The 20,815-nt window shown below is 72.2% G+C and carries 17 protein-coding genes; 12 read left to right on the forward strand and 5 right to left on the reverse strand.

The features are described 5' to 3' along the window. Position 1: 1 nt before the first annotated feature. Positions 2-1,426 carry a cytosine permease gene (locus ACFWWU_RS05100; protein WP_384139121.1) on the reverse strand — a complete coding sequence of 475 codons (1,425 nt, stop codon included), beginning with the start codon at positions 1,424-1,426 and terminating at the stop codon, positions 2-4. A gap of 147 nt (positions 1,427-1,573) precedes the next feature. Between ACFWWU_RS05100 and ureA the strand changes: the two genes are divergently transcribed. From ureA to ACFWWU_RS05115, 3 genes are read left to right on the forward strand one after another with little or no spacing between them, the layout of a single operon-like run. Beyond that, positions 1,574-2,284, forward strand: coding sequence for an urease subunit gamma (gene ureA / locus ACFWWU_RS05105; RefSeq protein ID WP_384139124.1), 711 nt, complete (start codon positions 1,574-1,576; stop codon positions 2,282-2,284). Continuing rightward, positions 2,284-3,966 (forward strand): urease subunit alpha, encoded by a 1,683-nt coding sequence (locus tag ACFWWU_RS05110; RefSeq protein ID WP_384139127.1) that lies wholly within the window; start codon positions 2,284-2,286, stop codon positions 3,964-3,966. Before ureA ends, ACFWWU_RS05110 begins: the two co-directional genes overlap by 1 nt. A gap of 23 nt (positions 3,967-3,989) precedes the next feature. After that, positions 3,990-5,006 (forward strand): agmatine/peptidylarginine deiminase, encoded by a 1,017-nt coding sequence (locus tag ACFWWU_RS05115; RefSeq protein WP_384139130.1) that lies wholly within the window; start codon positions 3,990-3,992, stop codon positions 5,004-5,006. On the opposite strand, the gene ACFWWU_RS05120 is transcribed toward ACFWWU_RS05115, so the two are convergent. Next, positions 4,981-5,376: a hypothetical protein gene (locus ACFWWU_RS05120; RefSeq protein WP_384139133.1), complete on the reverse strand. Its 396-nt coding sequence runs from the start codon at positions 5,374-5,376 to the stop codon at positions 4,981-4,983. The two genes, ACFWWU_RS05115 and ACFWWU_RS05120, sit on opposite strands and share 26 nt — an antisense overlap. A 126-nt stretch (positions 5,377-5,502) precedes the next feature. Here ACFWWU_RS05120 and sigJ point away from each other — a divergent pair, with 126 nt between their 5' ends. From sigJ to ACFWWU_RS05145, 5 genes are all read left to right on the forward strand, one after another. After that, a complete protein-coding gene (gene sigJ / locus ACFWWU_RS05125; RefSeq protein WP_384139136.1) occupies positions 5,503-6,429 on the forward strand; it encodes an RNA polymerase sigma factor SigJ in 927 nt (308 codons plus the stop codon). A 185-nt stretch (positions 6,430-6,614) separates the two neighbouring features. Beyond that, the gene (locus ACFWWU_RS05130) at positions 6,615-7,160 is read left to right on the forward strand and encodes a TetR/AcrR family transcriptional regulator (protein WP_384139576.1); all 546 of its coding nucleotides are present in this window, start codon (positions 6,615-6,617) and stop codon (positions 7,158-7,160) included. A 75-nt stretch (positions 7,161-7,235) separates the two neighbouring features. Next, positions 7,236-8,576 carry an MFS transporter gene (locus ACFWWU_RS05135; RefSeq protein WP_384139138.1) on the forward strand — a complete coding sequence of 447 codons (1,341 nt, stop codon included), beginning with the start codon at positions 7,236-7,238 and terminating at the stop codon, positions 8,574-8,576. Between the two features lie 283 nt (positions 8,577-8,859). Beyond that, the gene (gene cimA / locus ACFWWU_RS05140; protein ID WP_384139141.1) at positions 8,860-10,491 is read left to right on the forward strand and encodes a citramalate synthase; all 1,632 of its coding nucleotides are present in this window, start codon (positions 8,860-8,862) and stop codon (positions 10,489-10,491) included. A 105-nt stretch (positions 10,492-10,596) separates the two neighbouring features. Then, complete coding sequence (locus ACFWWU_RS05145) at positions 10,597-11,934, forward strand: hypothetical protein (RefSeq protein WP_384139144.1); 1,338 nt, start codon at positions 10,597-10,599, stop codon at positions 11,932-11,934. 60 nt (positions 11,935-11,994) lie between these two features. On the opposite strand, the gene dnaN is transcribed toward ACFWWU_RS05145, so the two are convergent. Next, positions 11,995-13,143, reverse strand: a complete 1,149-nt coding sequence (dnaN, locus tag ACFWWU_RS05150) for a DNA polymerase III subunit beta (protein ID WP_384139147.1) — start codon at positions 13,141-13,143, stop codon at positions 11,995-11,997. 48 nt (positions 13,144-13,191) lie between these two features. After that, positions 13,192-13,383: a hypothetical protein gene (locus ACFWWU_RS05155; protein WP_384139150.1), complete on the reverse strand. Its 192-nt coding sequence runs from the start codon at positions 13,381-13,383 to the stop codon at positions 13,192-13,194. A 197-nt stretch (positions 13,384-13,580) separates the two neighbouring features. Between ACFWWU_RS05155 and ACFWWU_RS05160 the strand changes: the two genes are divergently transcribed. Further along, the gene (locus ACFWWU_RS05160) at positions 13,581-14,027 is read left to right on the forward strand and encodes a DUF4267 domain-containing protein (protein WP_384139153.1); all 447 of its coding nucleotides are present in this window, start codon (positions 13,581-13,583) and stop codon (positions 14,025-14,027) included. Between the two features lie 41 nt (positions 14,028-14,068). Then, the gene (locus ACFWWU_RS05165; protein WP_384139156.1) at positions 14,069-15,226 is read left to right on the forward strand and encodes a serine hydrolase domain-containing protein; all 1,158 of its coding nucleotides are present in this window, start codon (positions 14,069-14,071) and stop codon (positions 15,224-15,226) included. A gap of 127 nt (positions 15,227-15,353) precedes the next feature. On the opposite strand, the gene ACFWWU_RS05170 is transcribed toward ACFWWU_RS05165, so the two are convergent. Continuing rightward, a complete protein-coding gene (locus ACFWWU_RS05170; protein WP_384139579.1) occupies positions 15,354-15,971 on the reverse strand; it encodes a YceI family protein in 618 nt (205 codons plus the stop codon). Between the two features lie 264 nt (positions 15,972-16,235). On the opposite strand from ACFWWU_RS05170, the gene ACFWWU_RS05175 reads away from it, so the two are divergent. Together ACFWWU_RS05175 and ACFWWU_RS05180 are read left to right on the forward strand one after the other, a co-directional pair. After that, positions 16,236-16,745 carry a hypothetical protein gene (locus tag ACFWWU_RS05175; RefSeq protein ID WP_384139159.1) on the forward strand — a complete coding sequence of 170 codons (510 nt, stop codon included), beginning with the start codon at positions 16,236-16,238 and terminating at the stop codon, positions 16,743-16,745. 130 nt (positions 16,746-16,875) lie between these two features. Continuing rightward, positions 16,876-20,760, forward strand: a complete 3,885-nt coding sequence (locus ACFWWU_RS05180; RefSeq protein ID WP_384139162.1) for an endo-alpha-N-acetylgalactosaminidase family protein — start codon at positions 16,876-16,878, stop codon at positions 20,758-20,760. Positions 20,761-20,815: the final 55 nt, after the last annotated feature.

The following is a 20,815-nucleotide window of genomic DNA, read 5'->3' on the forward strand; positions in this document are numbered from 1 at the left end:
GCTACTCCACTTCCACGAGGGCCTCGGAGACGGCAGGGACCGTCTCCGGGGCCCTCGTCGGCGTCAGTACGGCGTACAGCGCGCCGCCCACGACCCCCGACAGCACGAAGCTGCAGTCGATCCCGCCCGTCAGGGCGAGCAGCGGCCCCTCGTAGAGCGGCGTCGACACCCCGGCCAGGCCCACGGCCGCGCCGATCGCCCAGGAGGCGGTGGCGCGCGGGTGCCAGCCCGCCGAGAACCAGTAGATCCCGCCGCGCGAGCGGCGGTTGTAGACCTGGAGGGCCTCCGGGTCGTACGTCCCTCCGCAGCGCGCGTGCCCGATCAGGGTGATCACGGCCCACGGGGTACCGATCGCGGTGAGCAGCAGGACGAACGAGGTCATCGCCGTCTGGGCGTCCGAGGCGAAGTGGCCCAGGAAGACGAAGGCCGTCGCCACCGCCGCGACCACGAGCGTGGCGCGCGCCCGGGTGGCCCGCGGCAGGATCGCGTCGAGGTCGAGCCCCATCGAGTACAGCATCAGCCCCGCGTTGCCGACGGAGCCGGCCGTGGCCGCGAGGAGCAGCGGCACCAGGTACCAGACGGGGGAGGCGTCGACGAGCGGCCCCGCGTAGTCGAGGGCCCCCCGGGCCGCGAGCGCCGTGTACGTACCGAAGAGCTGGGGGATCAGCAGGCCGACGAGCAGGCCGAGGCAGGTGGCGCGCCAGACCTTCTTCGCGCTGTGCCGTTCGGGTGAGACGTACCGGGTGTAGTCGCCGAGCAGGGTGATGAAGGCGACCGGCCCGCTGAGCCCGGCGGCGACCGCGGAGAGCAGCCAGGTCGGCCAGAACGAGCCGAGCAGGTACGGGGTCTCCGGGACGGCGGCCGCCGTGAAGTCCCCGGCGTACGCGACCAGGCCGAGCGCGAGGAGCACGGTCATGCCGACCGCGAGGGCCTTGCTCAGCTTGAGCAGCAGCCGGTAGCCGTAGACCGCGGCGACGACCGTGCCCGCGGCGAGCAGGGCGTAGACGACGGCGTGCGAGGCGCCGCCGGTCGGCAGGCCGGTCAGCCGGGCCAGCGTCCCCACGATGACGTCCCCGCCGATCCACAGCGTCAGCGCGGTGTAGCCGAGCGACAGCAGCAGTCCGACCACCGAGCCGACGAGCCGGCCGCGGACGCCGAAGAAGGCGCCGGAGGAGGTGGAGAGGTTGGTGGCGGTACGGAGGGAGACGAGCGCGAGCGGGGCGGTGACGGCGACGCCGACGACGGTCCCGGCGACGACCGAGGTGACCGAGCCCCAGAGGTCGAGGCCGAAGGAGACCGGGAGCCAGCCGAAGACGATCACGCCCAGACAGAGGTTGGAGCCGAGCAGGATCGAGAAGAGATCGCGGGGGCCGCTGGTGCGTTCGGCCTCGGGGACGGTGTCGACTCCGCGCTGTTCTATCGGCATGAGGACTCCTGGGGAGGGCAGCGGGGCGAGAGCGGCTCGCGCATTTAGAGTGACGCTCAATGTGACCTAAGCCCGTCGGTCGCGTCAATGCTTGGCTCATGGCGTCTCAACATTTAGAGTGGCGCTCAAACAGGAGGTGTTTCGGACGTGCGACTGACCCCCACGGAACGCGACCGGCTGCTGCTCTTCGGCGCCGCCGAGCTCGCCCGTGCCCGCCGGGCCCGGGGCCTACGGCTCAATGTCCCCGAGGCGACCGCGCTCATCGCGGACACCGTCTGCGAGGCGGCCCGCGACGGCAAGCGACTCGCCGAGGCGATCGCCGAGGCCCGCTCGGTCCTCGGCCCCGACGACGTCCTCCCCGGCGTCGCCGACGTGGTCACCGAGGTCCACGTGGAGGCCGTCTTCGACGACGGCTCCCGCCTCGCGGTCGTCTCCGACCCGATCGGCTGGGGGTCCCCCCGCGAAGCAGGGGGAGGGCGGCTGGGCGCGCGGGCGCCGGGCGCCCTGCTCCCCGGCCCCGAGCACCCGGAGCCCGCGCCCGAGGTCACCCTCCTCGTACGGAACACGGCGACCGTGCCCGTGAGCGTCACCTCCCACTTCCACTTCTTCGAGGCCAACCCGCGCCTCGCCTTCGACCGGGCCGCCTCCTACGGCATGCGGCTCGCCATCCCGGCCGGCGCCTCCTTCCGCTTCGACCCGGGCGGCGAGGCCGAGGTCGGCCTCGTGTCGATCGGCGGCGCACGCGTCGCCATCGGCTTCGCGGGCCTGGTCGACGGCCCGCTGGACGCGCCCGGCGCGAAGGAAGAAGCCCTGCGCAGGGCGCGGGCGTGCGGCTACCTGGGAATCGAGGGCAACTGATGGACCCGTACGAGTACGCCTCCGTGCACGGCCCCCGGGCCGGCGACCGCGTCGTCCTGGGCGACTCCGGGCTCGTCGTCCGCGTCGAGGCCGACTCCCAGAAACACGGCGACGAGTTCCTCGCCGGATTCGGCAAGACCGCCCGCGACGGCCTCCACCTCAAGGCCGCCGCCGTCCGCGAGACCTGCGACGTCGTCATCAGCAACGTCCTCGTCATCGACGCCGTGCAGGGCATCCGCAAGGTGTCCATCGGCATCCGTGAGGGCCGGATCCACGCCATCGGCCGTGCCGGCAACCCCGACACCCTCGACGGCGTCGACGTCGTCGTCGGCACCGGCACCTCGATCGTCTCCGGCGAGGGCCTCATCGCCACCGCCGGAGCCGTCGACACCCATGTCCACCTGCTCTCCCCCCGGATCATGGAGGCCTCGCTCGCGAGCGGCGTCACCACGATCATCGGCCAGGAGTTCGGCCCCGTCTGGGGCGTCGGCGTCAACTCGCCCTGGGCGCTGCGCCACGCCTTCAACGCCTTCGACGCCTGGCCGGTGAACATCGGCTTCCTGGCCCGGGGCTCGTCCTCGGACCCGGCGCCGCTCGTGGAGGCCCTGGCGGAGGGCGGGGCGTCCGGCTTCAAGGTCCACGAGGACATGGGCGCCCACACGCGGGCCCTCGACACCGCCCTGCGGGTCGCCGAGGAGCACGACGTCCAGGTCGCCCTGCACAGCGACGGCCTCAACGAATGCCTCTCCGTGGAGGACACCCTCCGGGTCCTGGACGGCCGGACCATCCACGCCTTCCACATCGAGGGCTGCGGCGGCGGACACGTACCCAACGTCCTGAAGATGGCGGGCGTGCCGAACGTCATCGGCTCCTCCACCAACCCCACCCTGCCCTTCGGCCGCGACGCGGTCGCCGAGCACTACGGGATGATCGTCTCCGTCCACGACCTGAAGACCGACCTCCCGGGCGACGCCGCCATGGCGCGCGACCGGATCCGGGCCGGGACGATGGGCGCGGAGGACGTCCTGCACGACCTCGGCGCGATCGGGATCACCTCCTCCGACGCGCAGGGGATGGGAAGGGCCGGCGAGACCGTACGCCGGACCTTCGCCATGGCCGGGAAGATGAAGGCCGAGCTGGGCCCGCTGGAGGGCGACGGCGCGCACGACGACAACGCGCGCGTGCTCCGCTACATCGCCAAGCTCACCATCAACCCCGCCATCGCCCACGGCCTCGCACACGAGATCGGCTCGATCGAGGTCGGCAAGCTGGCCGACATCGTGCTGTGGCGGCCGGAGTTCTTCGGAGCCAAGCCGCAGCTGGTGCTGAAGTCCGGCTTCCCCGCGTGGGGGGTCGTGGGCGATCCGAACGCCGCCACGGACACCTGTGAACCGCTCGTCCTCGGACCGCTGTTCGGCGCGCACGGCGCCACGGCCGCCGACCTCTCGGTCGCGTTCGTGGCGCGGGCCGCCGTCGACCTCGGCTCCGACGCGCTGCCGACCCGCCGCCGCCGCGTCCCCGTGCGCGGCACGCGCGGCATCGGCCCCGCGGACCTGGTCTTCAACTCCCGTACCGGAGACGTGCAGGTCGACGGCCATACGGGTCTCGTCTCGCTCGACGGCTCCCCGATCCGCTCCGAGGCGGCCGAGACCGTCTCCCTCAACCGCCTCTACTTCCTCTGACCTTCCTTCCTTAGGACCCTGTGATGACCTTCCGTATGCCCGCCGAGTGGATGCCGCACGAGCGCACCTGGATGGCCTGGCCCGGCGCCAACCCCACCTTCACCAACGAGGAGGAGCTCGCCGAGGCGCGCGCCGCCTGGGCGTCCGTGGCCCGGGCCGTACGCCGCCACGAGCCGGTGACGATGGTCGTCGCCCCCGGCGACACGGAGTCCGCGCGCGCCCTCCTCGGCGAGGACGTCGAGCTCGTCGAGCGCGACCTCGACGACGCCTGGATGCGGGACATCGGCCCGACCTTCGTCACGAACGGCACCGAACTGGCCGCCGTGGACTGGGTGTTCAACGGATGGGGCGCCCAGGACTGGGCCCGCTGGGAGCACGACTCCAAGATCGCCTGCCATGTCGCGGACGCCGCCGGGGTCCCCGTACTCTCCTCACCCCTGGTCAACGAGGGCGGCGCGATCCACGTCGACGGCGAGGGCACGGTCCTGCTGACCGACACCGTCCAGCTCGGCTCGGGCCGCAACCCGGGGTGGACCCGCGCGCAGGTCGAGGCCGAGATCCACGCCAAGCTCGGCACCACCAAGGCCATCTGGCTTCCGCACGGCCTCAGCGGCGACTACGGCCTCTACGGCACCCAGGGCCACGTCGACATCGTCGCCGCCTTCGCCCGCCCCGGCACGGTCCTCGTCCACAGCCAGCAGGACCCGGCCCACCCGGACTACGAGCGCTCGCGGATGTACGTGAGCATCCTCCGCGGCCAGACGGACGCGCAGGGCCGCCCCCTGGAGGTCGTCGAGATCCCCGCCCCCACCGTCCTCAAGGACGAGGAGGGCGACTGGGTCGACTACTCCTACATCAACCACTACCTGTGCAACGACGGCGTGGTCCTGTGCGCCTTCGACGACCCGCACGACGAGCTCGCCGCCGAGATCTTCCGCCGCCTCTTCCCGGAGCGCACGGTGACCCTGATCGACGCGAGGGCGATCTTCGCGGGCGGCGGCGGCATCCACTGCATCACGCAGCAGCAGCCCCGCGTGTAGTCCGCACCGTGGCGGCCAGCGCCAGGACGCTCAGGGCGAACATCACGATGCCCAGGGGGACGTGGACCGACGGCACGTGCGCGACGCCGAGCACCACCTGCGCCGAGGCGAGCACGAGGAAGCCGGTGGCGTACAGGGCGGGGCGGGGGGAGCCCCCGCCCCGCCGCCACGCCAGTATCGCGGCCAGGAGGTACAGCATCGACGCGCCGTACATCACCTTCGAGCCGGCGTCGTGCAGCGTCGTGCCGAGGGACCCGGACAGCAGCATGCCGGCGGTGACCGCCTGGAAGAAGAGGGCCAGGGTCTGCAGGGCGACCGCGACCTGCGAGAACGTGAACCTGCCCGGTGCCGGAGTCGTCTGTACGGCCATGATGTGGTCCCTTCTTCTGCCTCGCGGCGGTGGATCGGTACTCTCTCGACAGTCCGACGACGCAGCCCCGCGAAATGTGAGGTGAGGCGTCGGACCCACGGGGAGAAGCGGGGAGCGGTCGCCATCATGAGCACACAGTCCGAGGCGGAACCGGACGCCGTCGTCGGCGAGCGGCGCCACCTCACCAACCTCGCCTACCGGCTGCTCGGTTCGCCGGCCGAGGCCGAGGACGCCGTGCAGGAGACGTACACCCGCTGGTACGCGATGTCGCGGCGGGAGCAGGCGGCCATCGCGTCGCCCGGCGCCTGGCTGACGACCGTGGCCGGACGCATCTGCCTCGACGTGCTCGGCTCGGCGCGGGCCCGGCGCGAGCGCTATGTCGGGGCGTGGGTCCCCGAGCCGCTGCCCGACCGCGCGGAGTGGGCCGGCGGGGACGACCCGGCCGACCGGATCACCCTGGACGAGTCGGTGAGCATGGCCTTCCTCGTCGTCCTGGAGTCGATGACGCCGGCCGAGCGCGTGGCGTTCGTCCTCCATGACGTCTTCCGCTACCCCTTCGCGGAGATCGCCGAGATCATCGGGCGGACACCCGCCGCCTGCCGCCAGCTGGCGACCTCGGCGCGTCGGCGCGTCAGCGCCGAGCGGGCCCACTCGGCGCCGTCGGCTCCTTCGGCGGGGCAGGCCGGTCTGGTGCGGCACTTCAAGGAGGCGTGGGAGGCCAGGGACATCGAGGCCCTCGTCGGTCTCCTCGACCCCGACTCCGTCATGGTCTCCGACGGCGGCGGCCTGGTCGGCACCGTGCTGCACCCGGTCGAGGGCGCCGAGCAGATCGCCGCGTACCTGATCCACATCGCCGACAAGGCCCCGGGGCTGAGGCTCCTGGAGCGGACGGTCAACGGCGTGCCCGGGCTCGTCGCCCAGCACACCGGCGTCACCGTCACCGTGGCCGCGTTCGCGCTCGACGGCGACCGCGTCACCCGCATCTGGGCGGTCCGCAACCCGGAGAAGCTCCGCGCGTGGACCGGGAGCCGGCCTGACGGGGCCCGGACCTAGCCTGACGGGGCCCGCGGACCGAGCCTGACGGGGGCCCGCGGACCGAGCCTGACGGGGCCCGGACCGGGCCCGACGGGGCCATCCTGTAGAACATACGGGTGAGTCAGAGCAGCGACCCGACCCCACCCCCTCCCCGCCGCCGCAACCAGGCCGCCCCGCCCCGCGAGGACGTGCTCGCCGCGGCGATGGACACCATCGCCGAGCGCGGGCTCGACGGGCTCACCATGGCCGGGCTCGGGCGGCAGGTCGGGATGAGCAGCGGGCACCTGCTCTACTACTTCCGCACCAAGGACGAGCTGCTGCTCCAGACCCTGGAGTGGAGCGAGGGGCGGCTCGGCGCCGCGCGGAGCGCGCTGCTCTCCCGGCCCGGGACCGCGCGCGAGCGGCTCGACGGGTACGTCGACGTGTACGTGCCCGACGGGCCGCGTGACCCGCACTGGACGCTGTGGCTGGAGGTCTGGAACCGCTCGCAGAACGCCGACGACGACGCCCGCGCCCGGCAGGCCGCCATCGAGGGGGCCTGGCACCGGGACCTGGTCGCGATCCTCGCCGAAGGGATCTCGCGGAGGGAGTTCCGGGCGGTCGACCCGGACCGGTTCGCCACCCGTACGAGGGCTTTGCTCGACGGCTTCAGTGTGCATGTGGCCGTCGGGATCCCGGGCACCGGTCGCGAGCAAGTCCTCGACCACGTACGGGAGTTCGTCGAGCAGGACCTGCTGCCGCGACCGTAACGCACGTAAGTACACAGGATCGTTGTGCGCTACAGCCTTGTTGGCCGGGCGTGACCTCCGGCACGGTTCCGGTCCATGGGACGAGAGCACTGGAAGAAGATCTGGGTCGGCTCCGCCGGCAACATGGTCGAGTGGTTCGACTGGTTCGTGTACGCGAGCTTCGCCACCTACTTCGCGGGAGCCTTCTTCCCCGAGGGGAACGACACCGCCAAACTCATGAACACCGCCGGCATCTTCGCCGTCGGCTTCTTCATGCGGCCCGTCGGCGGCTGGCTCCTCGGCCGGGTCGCCGACCGCAAGGGCCGCAAGACGGCGCTCACTCTCACCGTCACCCTGATGTCCGCCTCGGCGCTCCTGATCGCCGTGGCCCCCACCTACGCCGTCGCCGGCTACGGCGGCGCCGCGGTCCTCCTGATCGCCCGCCTCCTCCAGGGGCTCTCCGTCGGCGGCGAGTACGCGGCCAGCGCCACCTACCTCACGGAGGCCTCGGCGCCGGAGCACCGCGGCTTCGCCTCCAGCTTCCAGTACGTGTCGATGACCGCGGGCCAGGTCCTCGGCCTCGGCCTGCTGATCGTCCTCCAGCAGACGATGTCCAGCGAGGCCCTGCACGGCTGGGGCTGGCGCATCCCGTTCGTCATCGGCGCCCTCGGCGCGGCCGTCGTCTTCTACCTGCGCCGCACCATGCTGGAGACGGAGGTGTACGAGGAGAGCGCGGGCGACGGGGTCGCCGCCGGCGAGCAGGGCACCCTCAAGGCGCTCTGGGCGCACCGGCGCGAGGCCTTCCTCGTGGTCGCCCTCACCATGGGCGGGACCGTGGCCTACTACACGTACACCACCTATCTCACCAAGTACCTCTCCAACTCCGCGGGACTGCCCAAGCAGACCGCGACGCTGGTCTCCTTCTGCGCCCTCATCGTCTTCGCCTGCCTCCAGCCGCTGGCCGGCCGGCTCTCCGACCGGATCGGCCGCCGCCCGCTCCTCATCACCTTCGCGATCGGCTCCACCCTCCTCAGCGTGCCGATCCTGGCGATGCTGAAGCACGCGGGCTCCTTCTGGCCGGCCCTCGGCCTCTCCCTGCTCGCGCTGCTGGTCGTCACCGGCTACACCTCCATCAACGCCTGCGTGAAGGCCGAGCTCTTCCCGACCGGCATCCGCGCCCTCGGCGTCGCCCTCCCGTACGCCGTCGCCAACGCCCTCTTCGGCGGCACCGCCGAGTACGTGGCGCTGTGGTTCAAGAACGCGGGGATCGAGTCCGGCTTCTCCTGGTACGTGGCGGGCTGCGCGGCCGTCTCCCTGGTCGTCTATCTCGCCATGCGGGAGACCCGGGACATCGACCTGGGCCGGGTCGGCGCCGCCGGCTCCGGTGGCCCCGGCACCCTGCCCGGCCAGAAACGAGATCAGCTGCCCGTATCGTGAGACCGCTGTCCCGGCGGCCCCTCACCTGTGTCAGACTTCCGGCGTGCTTGCTACCACGATGATTATCGGCAGCGGCGCGCCGGTCCGCAGTGGCCACTGACTCCGCGGCACAACCCCCGCGGCAGTGGACACCGTGCCTCAGACCCGCGCGCAGACCTCTCGCACCCGCGAGGGGTTTTTTCGTTTTCCGGCCCCACCCATGCCGGAAGCGGACAGCGCGTGAGAATGGGGGCAAGTGGATCCAGACCTTCCGGAGCCACATCCGACAGGAGCCATCACAGTCATGACCACGGAGAACGGCGAGAGCCCGCGTCTCGACGACCGCCACGTCGACGACAGCTTCCACGTCTTCGACACGACGCTGCGCGACGGGGCGCAGCGCGAGGGCATCAACCTCACCGTCGCCGACAAGCTGACCATCGCGCGCCACCTCGACGACTTCGGCGTGGGCTTCATCGAGGGCGGCTGGCCCGGCGCCAACCCGCGCGACACGGAGTTCTTCGCCCGCGCCCGCCAGGAGATCGCGTTCAAGAACGCGCAGCTCGTGGCCTTCGGCGCGACCCGCAGGGCCGGCGGCAACGCCGCCGAGGACCCGCAGGTCAAGGCGCTGCTCGACTCCGGCGCCCCGGTGATCACCCTCGTCGCCAAGTCCCACGACCGGCACGTCGAGCTCGCCCTGCGCACCACCCTCGACGAGAACCTGGAGATGGTCCGCGACACCGTCTCGTACCTGACCGCCCAGGGCCGCCGCGTCTTCGTCGACTGCGAGCACTTCTTCGACGGCTACAAGGCCAACCCCGACTACGCCAAGGCCGTGGTCCGCGCCGCGCGCGAGGCCGGCGCCGACGTCGTCATCCTCTGCGACACCAACGGCGGCATGCTCCCCGCCCAGATCCAGGCCGTGGTCTCCACCGTCCTCGCCGACACCGGCGCCCGCCTCGGTATCCACGCCCAGGACGACACCGGCTGCGCCGTCGCCAACACCCTGGCCGCCGTCGACGCGGGCGCCACCCATGTGCAGTGCACCGCCAACGGCTACGGCGAGCGGGTCGGCAACGCCAACCTCTTCCCCGTCGTCGCCGCCCTGGAGCTCAAGTACGGCAAGAAGGTCCTCCCCGAGGGCGCCCTCGCCGAGATGACCCGGATCTCGCACGCCATCGCCGAGGTCGTCAACCTCACGCCCTCCACGCACCAGCCGTACGTCGGCGTCTCCGCCTTCGCGCACAAGGCCGGGCTCCACGCCTCCGCCATCAAGGTCGACCCCGACCTCTACCAGCACATCGACCCCGAGCTCGTCGGCAACACCATGCGGATGCTCGTCTCCGACATGGCCGGCCGCGCCTCGATCGAGCTCAAGGGCAAGGAGCTCGGCGTCGACCTGGGCGACGACCGCGCGCTCGTCGCCCGCGTCGTCGAGCGGGTCAAGGAGCGCGAGCTCCAGGGCTACACGTACGAGGCCGCCGACGCCTCCTTCGAGCTGCTGCTCCGCGAGGAGGCCGAGGGTCGCGCCCGCCGCTACTTCCGTACGGAGTCCTGGCGCGCGATCGTCGAGGACCGCCCCGACGGCACCCACGCCAACGAGGCCACGGTGAAGCTCTGGGCCAAGGGCGAGCGGATCGTCGCCACCGCCGAGGGCAACGGCCCGGTCAACGCCCTCGACCTGGCGATGCGGGTGGCCCTGGAGCGGATCTACCCGCAGCTCGCCAAGTTCGAGCTGGTCGACTACAAGGTCCGCATCCTGGAGGGCCGCCACGGCACCGAGTCCACGACCCGCGTCCTGATCACGACCAGCGACGGCCGCGGCGAGTGGGCCACGGTCGGGGTCGGCGAGAACGTGATCGCGGCCTCCTGGCAGGCCCTGGAGGACGCCTTCACGTACGGGCTGCTGCGGGCCGGGATCGACCCCGCCGAGTAGACCGGACCGACCGGCTGACCAAGGGGATCGGCCACCTATCGGCCACCTGGCAAACCGGATCGGCCACCTATGTCTTGTTTGTTCCCATTCGGGTAACTTCGATACATGAGGACCAGGCCGCTTTCCGCACTGTCGGCCCTCGCCGGGCTGATACTTCTGCTGCTCCTGGCCCTGGCCCCCTCCGTGGGCGCCAGGGCCGCGGGGATACCCGACGCGGCCGCCGCCCTGAAACAGGGCCCGGTGTACGTCGACCCGGGCGCCGCCGACCAGCTCTCGCAGGCCGAAGCGGACGCCCTCGCCCAGAAGATCAAGGACGCGGACAAGCCGCTCTTCGTGGCCGTCCTGCCGGCGACCGCCGAGTTCCCGCAGGAGGACCTCTTCCAGATCCTGCGCACCCAGACCGGTGTCAGCGGCCTGTACGCGATCCGCCTCGGCGACGGCTTCGACGCGAAGGCCGACTCCTCCGTCATCTCGCAGCAGGCCGTGCAGAACCTCGTCACCTCCGTCCGCCAGCCCGGCGTCGACGCGGCCACCGAGCTGAACAACTTCGCCGACCAGGCCCTCCCCACCCTCCGCGGCTCCGCCCCCTCCACCTGGGGCGCCGTCGGCGCGGACTCCGGGGTCCCCGTCGCCGGGCTCGTCACGCTCGGCGCGGTCGTCGCCGTGAGCGGCGGAGCCGCCTACTCCGTCGTCCGCCGCAAGAGGCTCCGCAAGGAGGCCGAGGAGCGGGCGGCCCTCGACAAGCTGCGGGTCGTCGTCGACGAGGACATCACCGCCTTCGGCGAGGAGCTCGAACGCCTCGACTTCCACCCCGCTGAGCCCGGCGCCGACGACGCCCGACGCGGCGACTACGAACGCGCCCTCGACTCGTACGACAAAGCCAAGTCCCTGATGGGCTCCGCGGCCCACCCGCACGACGTCCGCGCGGTCACCCAGGCCCTGGACGACGGCCGCTTCTCCCTCGCCCTCCTCGCCGCCCGCCGCGAGTCCCGCCCGCTGCCCGAGCGGCGCGCCCCCTGCTTCTTCGACCCGCGCCACGGCCTCTCCACCGAGGACCGCGAGTGGCGGCCCGCCGGCATCGCGGCCCGCCAGGTCCCGGTCTGCGCCGCCGACGCCGCCCGCCTCGACGACGGACTCGACCCCCTCGCCCGCACCGTCGAGACGGACTCGGGCCGCCGCCCCTACTGGGAGGCGGGCCCCGCCTACGGCCCCTGGGCCGGCGGCTACTTCGGCGGCGGCCTCCTTCCCGGCCTCCTCGTGGGCACCATGCTCGGCTCCGCGCTCGCCACCCCCGCGTACGCCTCCGAGTACGGCGGCGGCGACTTCGAGGGCGGCGACTTCTCCGGTGGCGACTTCTCCAGCGGTGACTTCTCCGGTGGCGACTTCGGCGGAGGCGGCGACTTCGGCGGCGGCGGCGGGTTCGACGGCGGCGGCGGCTTCTGACCGCGGCTTCGGCGGGCGGGCCTGGGGGGCGACATATCCGGAGGGCGGCCGGAGTTCAGGTCAGACCAGCGGCTTCACCGACATCAGCAGGTGTCGGTGGGTCGGGTCCTCGGCGTCGGTGAGCAGCGCCCGCTGGCCGGGGCCGAGGAGGTGGAAGCGGACCTCCGGGGCGTCCAGGGAGGTCAGCGCGTCCAGGAGGTAGCCGGGATTGAAGGCGACCGTCATGGAGTCCGTCCCGGTGAGGGTGCCCGGGAGGTGCTGGGAAGCCACGTCGTCCTCGTAACCCGCCTGGAGGTGGACCCCCGAGGCGGTGAAGGTCAGTTGGACCGGGCTGTCGCCCTCGGCGACCACCGCCACCCGCTTGACGGCCTCGGTCAGCGTCGACCGCTCCGTGACCGCCAGGGCGTGGTCGCCGAGAGCGAAGAGCTTGTCGTGGCGGGGGAGCCGGCCGTCGAGCAGCCGGGTGGTGGTGCGCATGCCCGCGCTCTCGAAGCCGATCGAACCGGTGTCGAGCGCGAGGCGGGCCGGGCCGCCGCCCGCGAGGGAGCGGGCGATCTCGGTCAGCCGGCGGGCCGGGACGACCACGTCGGCGGGCTCGGGCGCCGTGGAGGCCCCGGACGCCCCGGACCCCCCGGGCGCCCCGGCGGGAGTCCCGGAGTCCGGGTGCCACTCCAGGGTGCGGACCGCGTACCGGTAGCGGTCGGTCGCCGCCACCGTCATCGTCGAACCGTCCAGCGCGAGCCGTATCCCGGTGAGGACCGGCAGGGAGTCGTCGCGGCCCGCCGCCACGGCCACCTGGGCGACCGCCGCGGCGAAGGCGTCCCCGTCCACCAGGCCCCGGACCTCGGGCAGCGCGGGCGGGGCCGGGTAGTCGTCGACCGGCAGCAGCGAGAGGCCGAAGCGGGCGCCGCCCGAGGTCACCGTGAGGCGGGCGCCCTCCACCGCGAGCTCAGCGGGACCGTGCGGCAGCACCTTGCAGATGTCGAGGAGCCGGCGGCCGAGCACCAGGGCCCGGCCCTCGGCGACCGTGTCGGCCTCGACCTCGACGCGGGCGGAGGCCTCGTGGTCGAGGCCGGAGACGCGCAGCCGCCCCTCGGCCGTCTCCAGGAGCAGACCGCCGAGGACGGGCATCGGGGAGCGGGCCGGCAGCACGCGCGCCGCCCAGGCCACGGCATCGGTCAACACACTGCTGTCGATACGGAATTCCATGCCACCGACGCTAGCGACCCCCACTGACAATGCCGTTGACCAGCAGATTCACGCGCCCGGCGGCGAGGTCGGGCCGCAGCCGGTCGCCGTGCAGGGCGCTCCAGGCGAGCTCGGCGAGCGTGTCGGTGTCGCGCCCGCCCGCGAGGGCCCCACGGTGTGCAGGAACTCGGCGAAAGCGGCCTTGAGGACCTCGGGGGAGTCCTCGGTGGCGAACTCCAGCGAGGTGCGCCGTACGAACATCGCCTCGCACAGGGCGGGATGGGCGCGGGCGAAGGCGAGGTAGGTCGGCGACGCAGACGGTGGCGCTCGGCTCGTTCGCGCCCTCGGTTCTGATGCGCGGACATCGCCGAAATCTAGCGCTGCTAGACATGGGGGCGGTGCTAGGTCTAGGGTTGCTATCAGTCCTAGCGATGCTAGATCGATGCTCTGGGGGAACCATGAAGACGTACCGCCTCGCCACCGTCCTGTCCGTCCTGCTCGGCCTTGCCTGCCTCTGGTTCGGGACGAACTTCCTGCTCGCTCCGGAGATGGCCGCGGCCGGCTTCGGCATCCCCTCCTGGCCCGAGGGCGACGCCGCCGGATACTTCTCGGTCAAGGCGGTCCGCGACCTCGCCAATGGCGCGATCGTGCTCACCCTGCTCGCCCTCGGCAAGCGCCGCCCGCTGGCCTGGGTGATGCTGCTCCTCGCGATCGTCCCCTTCGGGGACGCCCTCGCCGTCCTGGCCCACGGAGGCGGATACGCCGCCGCGCTCGGCATCCACGCGGCGACCGGCGTCGTGGTCCTCCTCGCGGCGGGCCTGCTCTTCGTGACGTCCCGGGACGGAGCGGCGGCGAACTCGGGTGCGCGGGAAGCCGATCGCGCTCTCGACCGCACTGGTGTTTGATCAGGTTGATCACGACAGCGGCAGACATGGGGAGAAACGCGATGAGCGACGTCCGCGTCCACGGCACGGTGGAACCCGGGTTCGAGTCCGTACGAGAGGTCTTCGCGGAGGTCGCCGCGAACGAGGCGCGGGACGGCGGTGCGCAGCTCGCCGTCCACCACCGCGGCCGTCTCGTCGTCGACCTGTGGGGCGGTGACGGTGTCGACGGGGACTCGCTGCTCGGGCTCTACTCCTGCTCCAAGGGCGCCATGGCGCTGATCACCGCCCTTCTCGTCCAGGAGGGCGCCCTCGACCTGGACCGGGAAGTCTCCTCCTGGTGGCCCGAGTTCGCGGCCGAGGGCAAGGGGCGGATCACCCTCCGTCAGCTGCTCGCCCACCGCTCCGGCGTGATCGGCGCCGAGGGAGGTTTCTCGCCCGAGGAGCTCGCCGACGACCGGCTGATCGCCGCCCGCCTCGCGGGCCAGCGCCCCTACTGGGAGCCGGACACCGGGCACGGATACCACGCCCTGGTCATCGGCGCCCTGGTCGGCGAGGTGGTCCTGCGGGCCACCGGCCGGTCGGTCCAGGAGCTGTACGAGGAGCGGGTCCGCGCCCCGTACGGCATCGAGTACCACCTCGGCCTGCCCGAGGAGCTGGAGCCCCGGTTCCGTACGGCCCTGCCGATGCAGCCCACCCCCGCCGAGCAGGCGTTCCTCGCGGAGAACCCGATCGCCCCGGACAGCCTCATGGCCGTCGCGTTCAACTTCCACGCAGAGACGCCCTTCGACATGGTCGAGTACGCCAACTCCCGGCAGGTGCGGGAGCGGGCGCCGCTCTCCGGCGGCGGCGTGGGCTCCGCACGCGGCGTCTCCCGGATGTACGCGGCGATCGCGGGCGAGCTCGACGGCCGGCCCCCGCTCCTCGCGCCCGAGACCCTCGCCGAGTTCGCCCGGATCCACTCGCAGGGCACCGACCTCGTCACCGGGACGGAGAACGCCTTCGCTCTCGGCCTGGTCCCGCTCGCCACCCGCTACCCGTCCCTGAGCGCGGCCGCCGTCGGCCACAGCGGTGCCCCCGGCTCCCAGGCCTTCGCCGACCCGGCGACCGGCCTGGCCTACGGCTACGCGCGCCGCCGCTTCGCCTTCGCCGGAGGCCCCGGCGCCGCCGAGAACATCCGGCTGGTTCCGGCCGTCGTGGAGGCGGCGGCGAAGGCAGTCTGAACCCGCCCCGTACGAACGCGGCGGCGAAGGCGGTCTGAACCGGCCCCGTACGAACGCCGAGCGCCCGCCTTCCGCTGCTGCGGAGGGCGGGCGCGCTCGTGTGGCCGGCCGATCGGGCGGTGCTCGATCAGGCGGCGTTCTTGATCGCGGAGATGTCGAAGTTCAGCTTGACCTTGTCGCTGACCATCACGCCGCCGGTCTCCAGGGCCGCGTTCCAGGTCAGGCCCCACTCGGAGCGGAGGATCTCGGCCGAGCCCTCGAAGCCGACGCGCTCATTGCCGTAGACGTCGGTGGCCGTGCCGTTGAACTCCAGGTCGATGGCGAGCGGCTTCGTGACGTCCTTGATCGTCAGGTCGCCGGTGACCCGGTACATCTCGCCGCCCAGCTGCTCGGCGCGCGTGGAGCGGAAGCTCATCAGCGGGAACTGCTCGGCGTCGAAGAAGTCGCCGCTGCGCAGGTGGCCGTCGCGGTCGCCGATGCCCGTGTCGATGGAGGCGATCTTGACGTCGATCGAGGCGGAGGAGGCGCCGGGGTTCGAGCCGTCCAGCGTCAGGGCCCCCTCGTGCTCGGCGAAGGTGCCGCGGACGTTCGTCACCATGGCGTGACGGACGGTGAACCCGATGCTGCTGTGGGCCGGGTCGATGGTGTAGTCGCCGGTCAGGGCGGCGAGCGCCGGGTCGACCGCGAGGGTGGCGGTGGCGGTGGCAGTGGCGGACTCGGTGTTCTTGCGGCCGAAGAGACCCATGGCGGACAGCTCCTTGATCGGGATTGGTTGAACCTTCAACGAGAATGACTGTAGCCCCATTCCGTTCAACTTTCAACATCTATGGAAGATGTTCACCCGCACGGCGCAGAAAGACGCCGAGGCCCTCTTTCGGACGCGCGTAGAACTGCGGCACCATCTCCCTGCGCCACCGGATCCACCGGTTCCACCCGCGCCACCCGTACCGCCGGCACCACCTGCACCGCCGTCCCCAACCGTCACGGTCACCAGCAGGAGGCACTCCCGATGAAGCTCCGCTCCGTCCTCACCGCCCTCGCCCTCGTCCTCGGGGCGCTCTTCGCCCCCGGCGTCGGCGTCCTCACCGCCGCAGGCGAGGCCCATGCGGTCACCAAGATCAGCCATGCCACCGCGACGTCGATGTTCCGGTCCTCCGGGATCACCTGGTCGTCGTCCGGCAACTGCTCCAACCGCAACGTCTCCACCTGTACGTCCTTCGACCAGCTCAACCTGGCCACCGCCCAGGGCGCCCAGACCCTCAAGAGCGCCAGCGGCTGCGCCCTCAACATCACCGGCGGCACCGAGACCGGCCACGCGAGCGGCACGTACTCCCACTGGAACGGCTACAAGCTCGACTTCAGCAAGTACACCTGCGTCGGGAACTACATCAAGAACACCTTCACGTACATCGGTGTACGCGGTGACGGAGCCCCGCAGTGGAAGTCCGGCGCGGGCAACGTCTACGCCGACGAGGGCAACCACTGGGACGTGACCTTCTACAACTGCGGCGGCTGCTGACCGCGCGCCCGTCCGAAAGCACCCCCTCCGGTGGCCACTTGGACTAACCGGAGGGGGTTCTTGGACTGGAGGGGCCCGCGCGGCGCGATCTCGTTGACGGTGCCGCCGGGGCGGGGGCCAACTAGTGCGCATGCCCCTCCCCAAGCCCCTCCCCGAATCCGTTCTCACGTCGCGAAGAATCCGTGCGGCCTGCGCGCTCGCCGTCGCCTCGTCGGCCGTGTTCGCCCTGGCGGGACCCGCCCTCGCCGAGACCCGGACCGCCGTCGCGGACACCAGGGCCGAGGACACCGCCTCGGCCGTCATCACCTCCGCCCAGCTCTCCGTCGCCGTCGCCGAGGACTTCCCCCGCGTCCTCTCGTACACCGACCGGGCCGGCGGCGCCCGTCTCCTCGGCAGTACGGCACCGGTGACGCAGGTCGTCCTCAACGGCACCCCGTACGCCGTCCAGGCCAAGGGCGCCCCCGTCCTGACGGCCGCCTCCGCCGCGTACACCCTCGCCTTCCCCGCGCTGCCCGGCGTCGAGATCGACGCGAGCCTGAGCGTCGAAGGCCGGACCACCACCTTCCGGGTCACCGCCGTCCGCGACACCGACACCTTCCGCGTCGGCACCCTCGACATCCCCGGCCACGACCTGGTCTCCGTGGGCTCGTCGGACGGTGGCGCCGCCACCGCCTTCACCCGCCTCGACCCCGACTCCACCCGCACCGCCGACGTCTTCTCCCAGGTCACCGCGGCCACCCCGGCGGAGAGCTCGGCGGTCGGCGCGAGCTACGCGATCGTCAACACCGGCCGGCTGGCCGCCGCCGTCGAGTCCAACTCCAGCCATGACAAGCCCGCCGGCGCCTCGGCCCGCGACGGCGCCCGCTTCTGGCACCAGGCCAGGGCGACCGCGACCGAGACCCGCGTCGGCGTCTGGTCCGGCCAGTGGACCTACCGGGGCGCCGGCGCCCCGCAGCCCGAGAGCGGCGACGGCCTGCCCTGGGCCAAGGTCGTCGTCACCCCCGACGCCAACGCCGACGGCGCCACCGACTGGCAGGACGGCGCCCTCGCCTTCCGTACGATCGGGATCAAGGCGCCCGGCAGCGAGCAGACCCCCGACCGGGTGGTCGCCCACATCCCGTTCAACTTCGCCTCACAGGCCACCCACCCCTTCCTGCGCACCCTCGACGACGTCAAGCGGATCTCGCTCGCCACCGACGGCCTCGGCCAGTTCGCGCTGCTCAAGGGGTACGGCTCCGAGGGCCACGACTCCGCGCACCCCGACTACGGCGGCAACTACAACAAGCGCGCCGGCGGCCTCGCCGACCTCAACACCCTCCTCAGGGAAGGCAAGAAGTGGGGCGCGGGCTTCGGCGTCCACGTCAATGCCACCGAGTCGTACCCCGAGGCGAAGAACTTCAGCGAGACCCTGGTCGACAAGACCAAGCCCGGCTGGAACTGGCTCAACCAGAGCTACTACATCGACCAGCGCCGGGACGTCAACAGCGGCGACCTCGCCCGCCGCTTCCAGCAGCTGCGCGACGAGACCGACCCCAACCTCTCGGCCCTCTACATCGACGTCTACTACACGCACGGCTGGATCGCCGACAAGACGGTCCAGGCCGTCCAGAAGCAGGGCTGGAACGTCGCCACCGAGTGGTCCGAGAAGTTCGAGCGCGCCTCCCTCTGGTCCCACTGGGCCAACGACCTCGACTACGGCGGCGCCACCAACAAGGGCCTCAACTCTCAGATCATCCGCTTCATCCGCAACGGCGAGAAGGACGTCTGGAACAACCACCCGGTCCTCGGTCAGACCGCGCTCGTCGACTTCGAGGGCTGGACCGGCGAGACCGACTGGAACGACTTCACCGCCAACATCTGGCAGCGGAACCTCCCCGCCAAGTACCTCCAGCAGCAGAGGATCACCCGCTGGAACGGCAACGACATCACCTTCACCGGCGGTGTCCGCGGCACCGTCGAGAACGGCCGCCGCACCTTCCACGAGAACGGCCGCAAGGTCCTCGACGGCGAGAACTACCTCCTTCCCTGGGACGGCGGCAAGAAGCTCTACCACTACAACAAGACCGGCGGCACGACCAGTTGGGCCGTCCCCGCCGGAACCCGCTCGTACTCCGTGTACCGGCTCACCGACAACGGCCGGGTGAAGACCGCGACCGTGCGACCCGTCGACGGGAAGATCACCCTCGACGCCGTCGCCGGACAGCCCTACGTCCTCCACCCGAACCGCGCCCCCGCGCAGCCCGCCCCGCGGTGGGGCCAGGGGACCCCGGTGAAGGACCCCGGCTTCAACGACGCCGAACTCGGCGGCTGGTCCAAGGCGGGCACCGTCGCCCGTGACACCGACGCGCAGGGCCGCAACAGCGCGAAGCTCAGCGGCCCGGCCACCGCGTCCGTACGCCAGCAGATCACCGGCCTCACCCCCGGCAAGCGGTACACCGCCTCCGCCCTCATCGAGGTCGAACCCGGCACGACGCGCCCCACCACCCTCTCCATCGGCGGGCGTTCCGTCACCGTCGAGCGCTCCGCCCTCGACGACCGGGTCGCCGCCTCCGACTGGAACGGCACCCGCTTCCAGCGCGCCAAGGTCACCTTCACGGCACCGGCGCAGGGCTCCACCCCGCTGCGGATCGAAGCCGCGAGCGGCAGCCCGGCGACCGTCCGGATCGACGACGTCCGGATCGTGGCCAACGCACCGGCGACGAAGGCCGGAGCGGCCGCGTACGAGGACTTCGAGGCCGTCGACCAGGGCTGGGGCCCCTTCCTCAAGGGCGACTCCGGCGGGACGACCGACCCGCGCACCCACATCGCCCAGCTGCACGCCCCGTACACCCAGGCGGGCTGGAACGGAAAGCCGATCGACGACGTCATCGGCGGCGCCGAGTCCCTCAAGTCGCACGACGAGAACAGCGGCCTCGTCTACCGCACCGCACCCTGGACCGTCCCGATGAAGGACGGCCACACCTACCGCGTCGCGTACGACTACCAGTCCAGCCACGCGGGCGCCTACGAGTGGGTCACCGGCTACGACCGGACGACCGGCGACGGACCGGCCGTCGAGACCCGCCGCACCCCGATCGGGCAGCAGCGGACGACCGGGCACTTCTCCGAGACCGTGACGGCCGGCTGCGGCGACACCTGGACCGGGCTCCGCAAGCGCGGCGACGCCCCCGACGGCGCCGACTTCGTCCTCGACTCCTTCACCGTCACCGACCTCGGCCCGGCCACCGAGCGGGCCGCCTGCGGCACCCTCGCCGTCACCGCCCCCGAGACCCTGGAGCCCGGCCGCGCCAACGAGGTCACGGCGACCTTCGGCAACGACGAGGCCGCCGCGATCACGGGCGCCCGGGCCGCGCTCACCCTCCCCGGGGGCTGGACCGCCGAACCGGCCGCCCCCGTCGCCCTCGACCCCGTCGCGGCGGGCGGCAGCACCACCGTCACCTGGCGGATCACCCCGCCCGTGGACGCCGCCTACCGGCCGTACACGCTCGGCGCCGAGGTCACGTACACCCTCGGGGGAGGGGCGCGGAAGCTCACCGCCGCCACCACCGTCCGCACCCTGCCCCCGCCGCCCACCGCCGACAGCTGGGCGAGCGACCTCGACTGGACGTCGGCCACCAACGGCTGGGGACCCGTCGAGCGCGACCTCTCCAACGGCGAGACCGGCACCGGGGACGGCTCCCCGCTGCGGATCGGGGGAGTGACGTACGCCAAGGGGCTCGGCAGCCACGCCCCCGCGAAGGTCCGCTACTACCTCGGCGGCCGGTGCACCTCCCTCACCGCCGAGGTCGGCGTCGACGACGTCCAGACAAGCCGGGGCACCGTCCAGTTCAGCGTGCTCGCGGACGGAACGGAGAAGGTGAAGTCCCCGGTCCTCAAGGCCACGGACACCGCCTGGTCGCTGACCGCCGACGTCACCGGCGCCACCTATGTCGACCTGGTGGTCGGAGACGGCGGCGACGGCAACGGCAACGACCACGCGGACTGGGGGAACGCCCGCTTCCACTGCGGAGGCTGAGCAGCCGACACAAGGCGGTAAGCGCTTTCGACGAACCGGTGCCCGGCTGTGCCGT

Origin of the sequence: Streptomyces sp. NPDC058650 (assembly GCF_042717315.1) — a bacterium.
Classification (GTDB): domain Bacteria; phylum Actinomycetota; class Actinomycetes; order Streptomycetales; family Streptomycetaceae; genus Streptomyces.

Excerpts from the sequence above, each read along its gene's own strand:
- ACFWWU_RS05145 (WP_384139144.1), top strand. The coding sequence starts at position 10,597 with ATGAGGACCAGGCCGCTTTCCGCACTGTCGGCCCTCGCCGGGCTGATA.
- ACFWWU_RS05175 (WP_384139159.1), top strand. The coding sequence starts at position 16,236 with ATGAAGCTCCGCTCCGTCCTCACCGCCCTCGCCCTCGTCCTCGGGGCG.
- ACFWWU_RS05170 (WP_384139579.1), bottom strand. The coding sequence starts at position 15,971 with ATGGGTCTCTTCGGCCGCAAGAACACCGAGTCCGCCACTGCCACCGCC.
- ACFWWU_RS05130 (WP_384139576.1), top strand. The coding sequence starts at position 6,615 with ATGGACACCATCGCCGAGCGCGGGCTCGACGGGCTCACCATGGCCGGG.
- ACFWWU_RS05165 (WP_384139156.1), top strand. The coding sequence starts at position 14,069 with ATGAGCGACGTCCGCGTCCACGGCACGGTGGAACCCGGGTTCGAGTCC.
- sigJ (WP_384139136.1), top strand. The coding sequence starts at position 5,503 with ATGAGCACACAGTCCGAGGCGGAACCGGACGCCGTCGTCGGCGAGCGG.
- cimA (WP_384139141.1), top strand. The coding sequence starts at position 8,860 with ATGACCACGGAGAACGGCGAGAGCCCGCGTCTCGACGACCGCCACGTC.
- ACFWWU_RS05135 (WP_384139138.1), top strand. The coding sequence starts at position 7,236 with ATGGGACGAGAGCACTGGAAGAAGATCTGGGTCGGCTCCGCCGGCAAC.
- ACFWWU_RS05115 (WP_384139130.1), top strand. The coding sequence starts at position 3,990 with ATGACCTTCCGTATGCCCGCCGAGTGGATGCCGCACGAGCGCACCTGG.
- ACFWWU_RS05180 (WP_384139162.1), top strand. The coding sequence starts at position 16,876 with ATGCCCCTCCCCAAGCCCCTCCCCGAATCCGTTCTCACGTCGCGAAGA.
- ACFWWU_RS05155 (WP_384139150.1), bottom strand. The coding sequence starts at position 13,383 with ATGTTCGTACGGCGCACCTCGCTGGAGTTCGCCACCGAGGACTCCCCC.
- ACFWWU_RS05160 (WP_384139153.1), top strand. The coding sequence starts at position 13,581 with ATGAAGACGTACCGCCTCGCCACCGTCCTGTCCGTCCTGCTCGGCCTT.
- ACFWWU_RS05110 (WP_384139127.1), top strand. The coding sequence starts at position 2,284 with ATGGACCCGTACGAGTACGCCTCCGTGCACGGCCCCCGGGCCGGCGAC.
- ACFWWU_RS05120 (WP_384139133.1), bottom strand. The coding sequence starts at position 5,376 with ATGGCCGTACAGACGACTCCGGCACCGGGCAGGTTCACGTTCTCGCAG.
- ACFWWU_RS05100 (WP_384139121.1), bottom strand. The coding sequence starts at position 1,426 with ATGCCGATAGAACAGCGCGGAGTCGACACCGTCCCCGAGGCCGAACGC.
- dnaN (WP_384139147.1), bottom strand. The coding sequence starts at position 13,143 with ATGGAATTCCGTATCGACAGCAGTGTGTTGACCGATGCCGTGGCCTGG.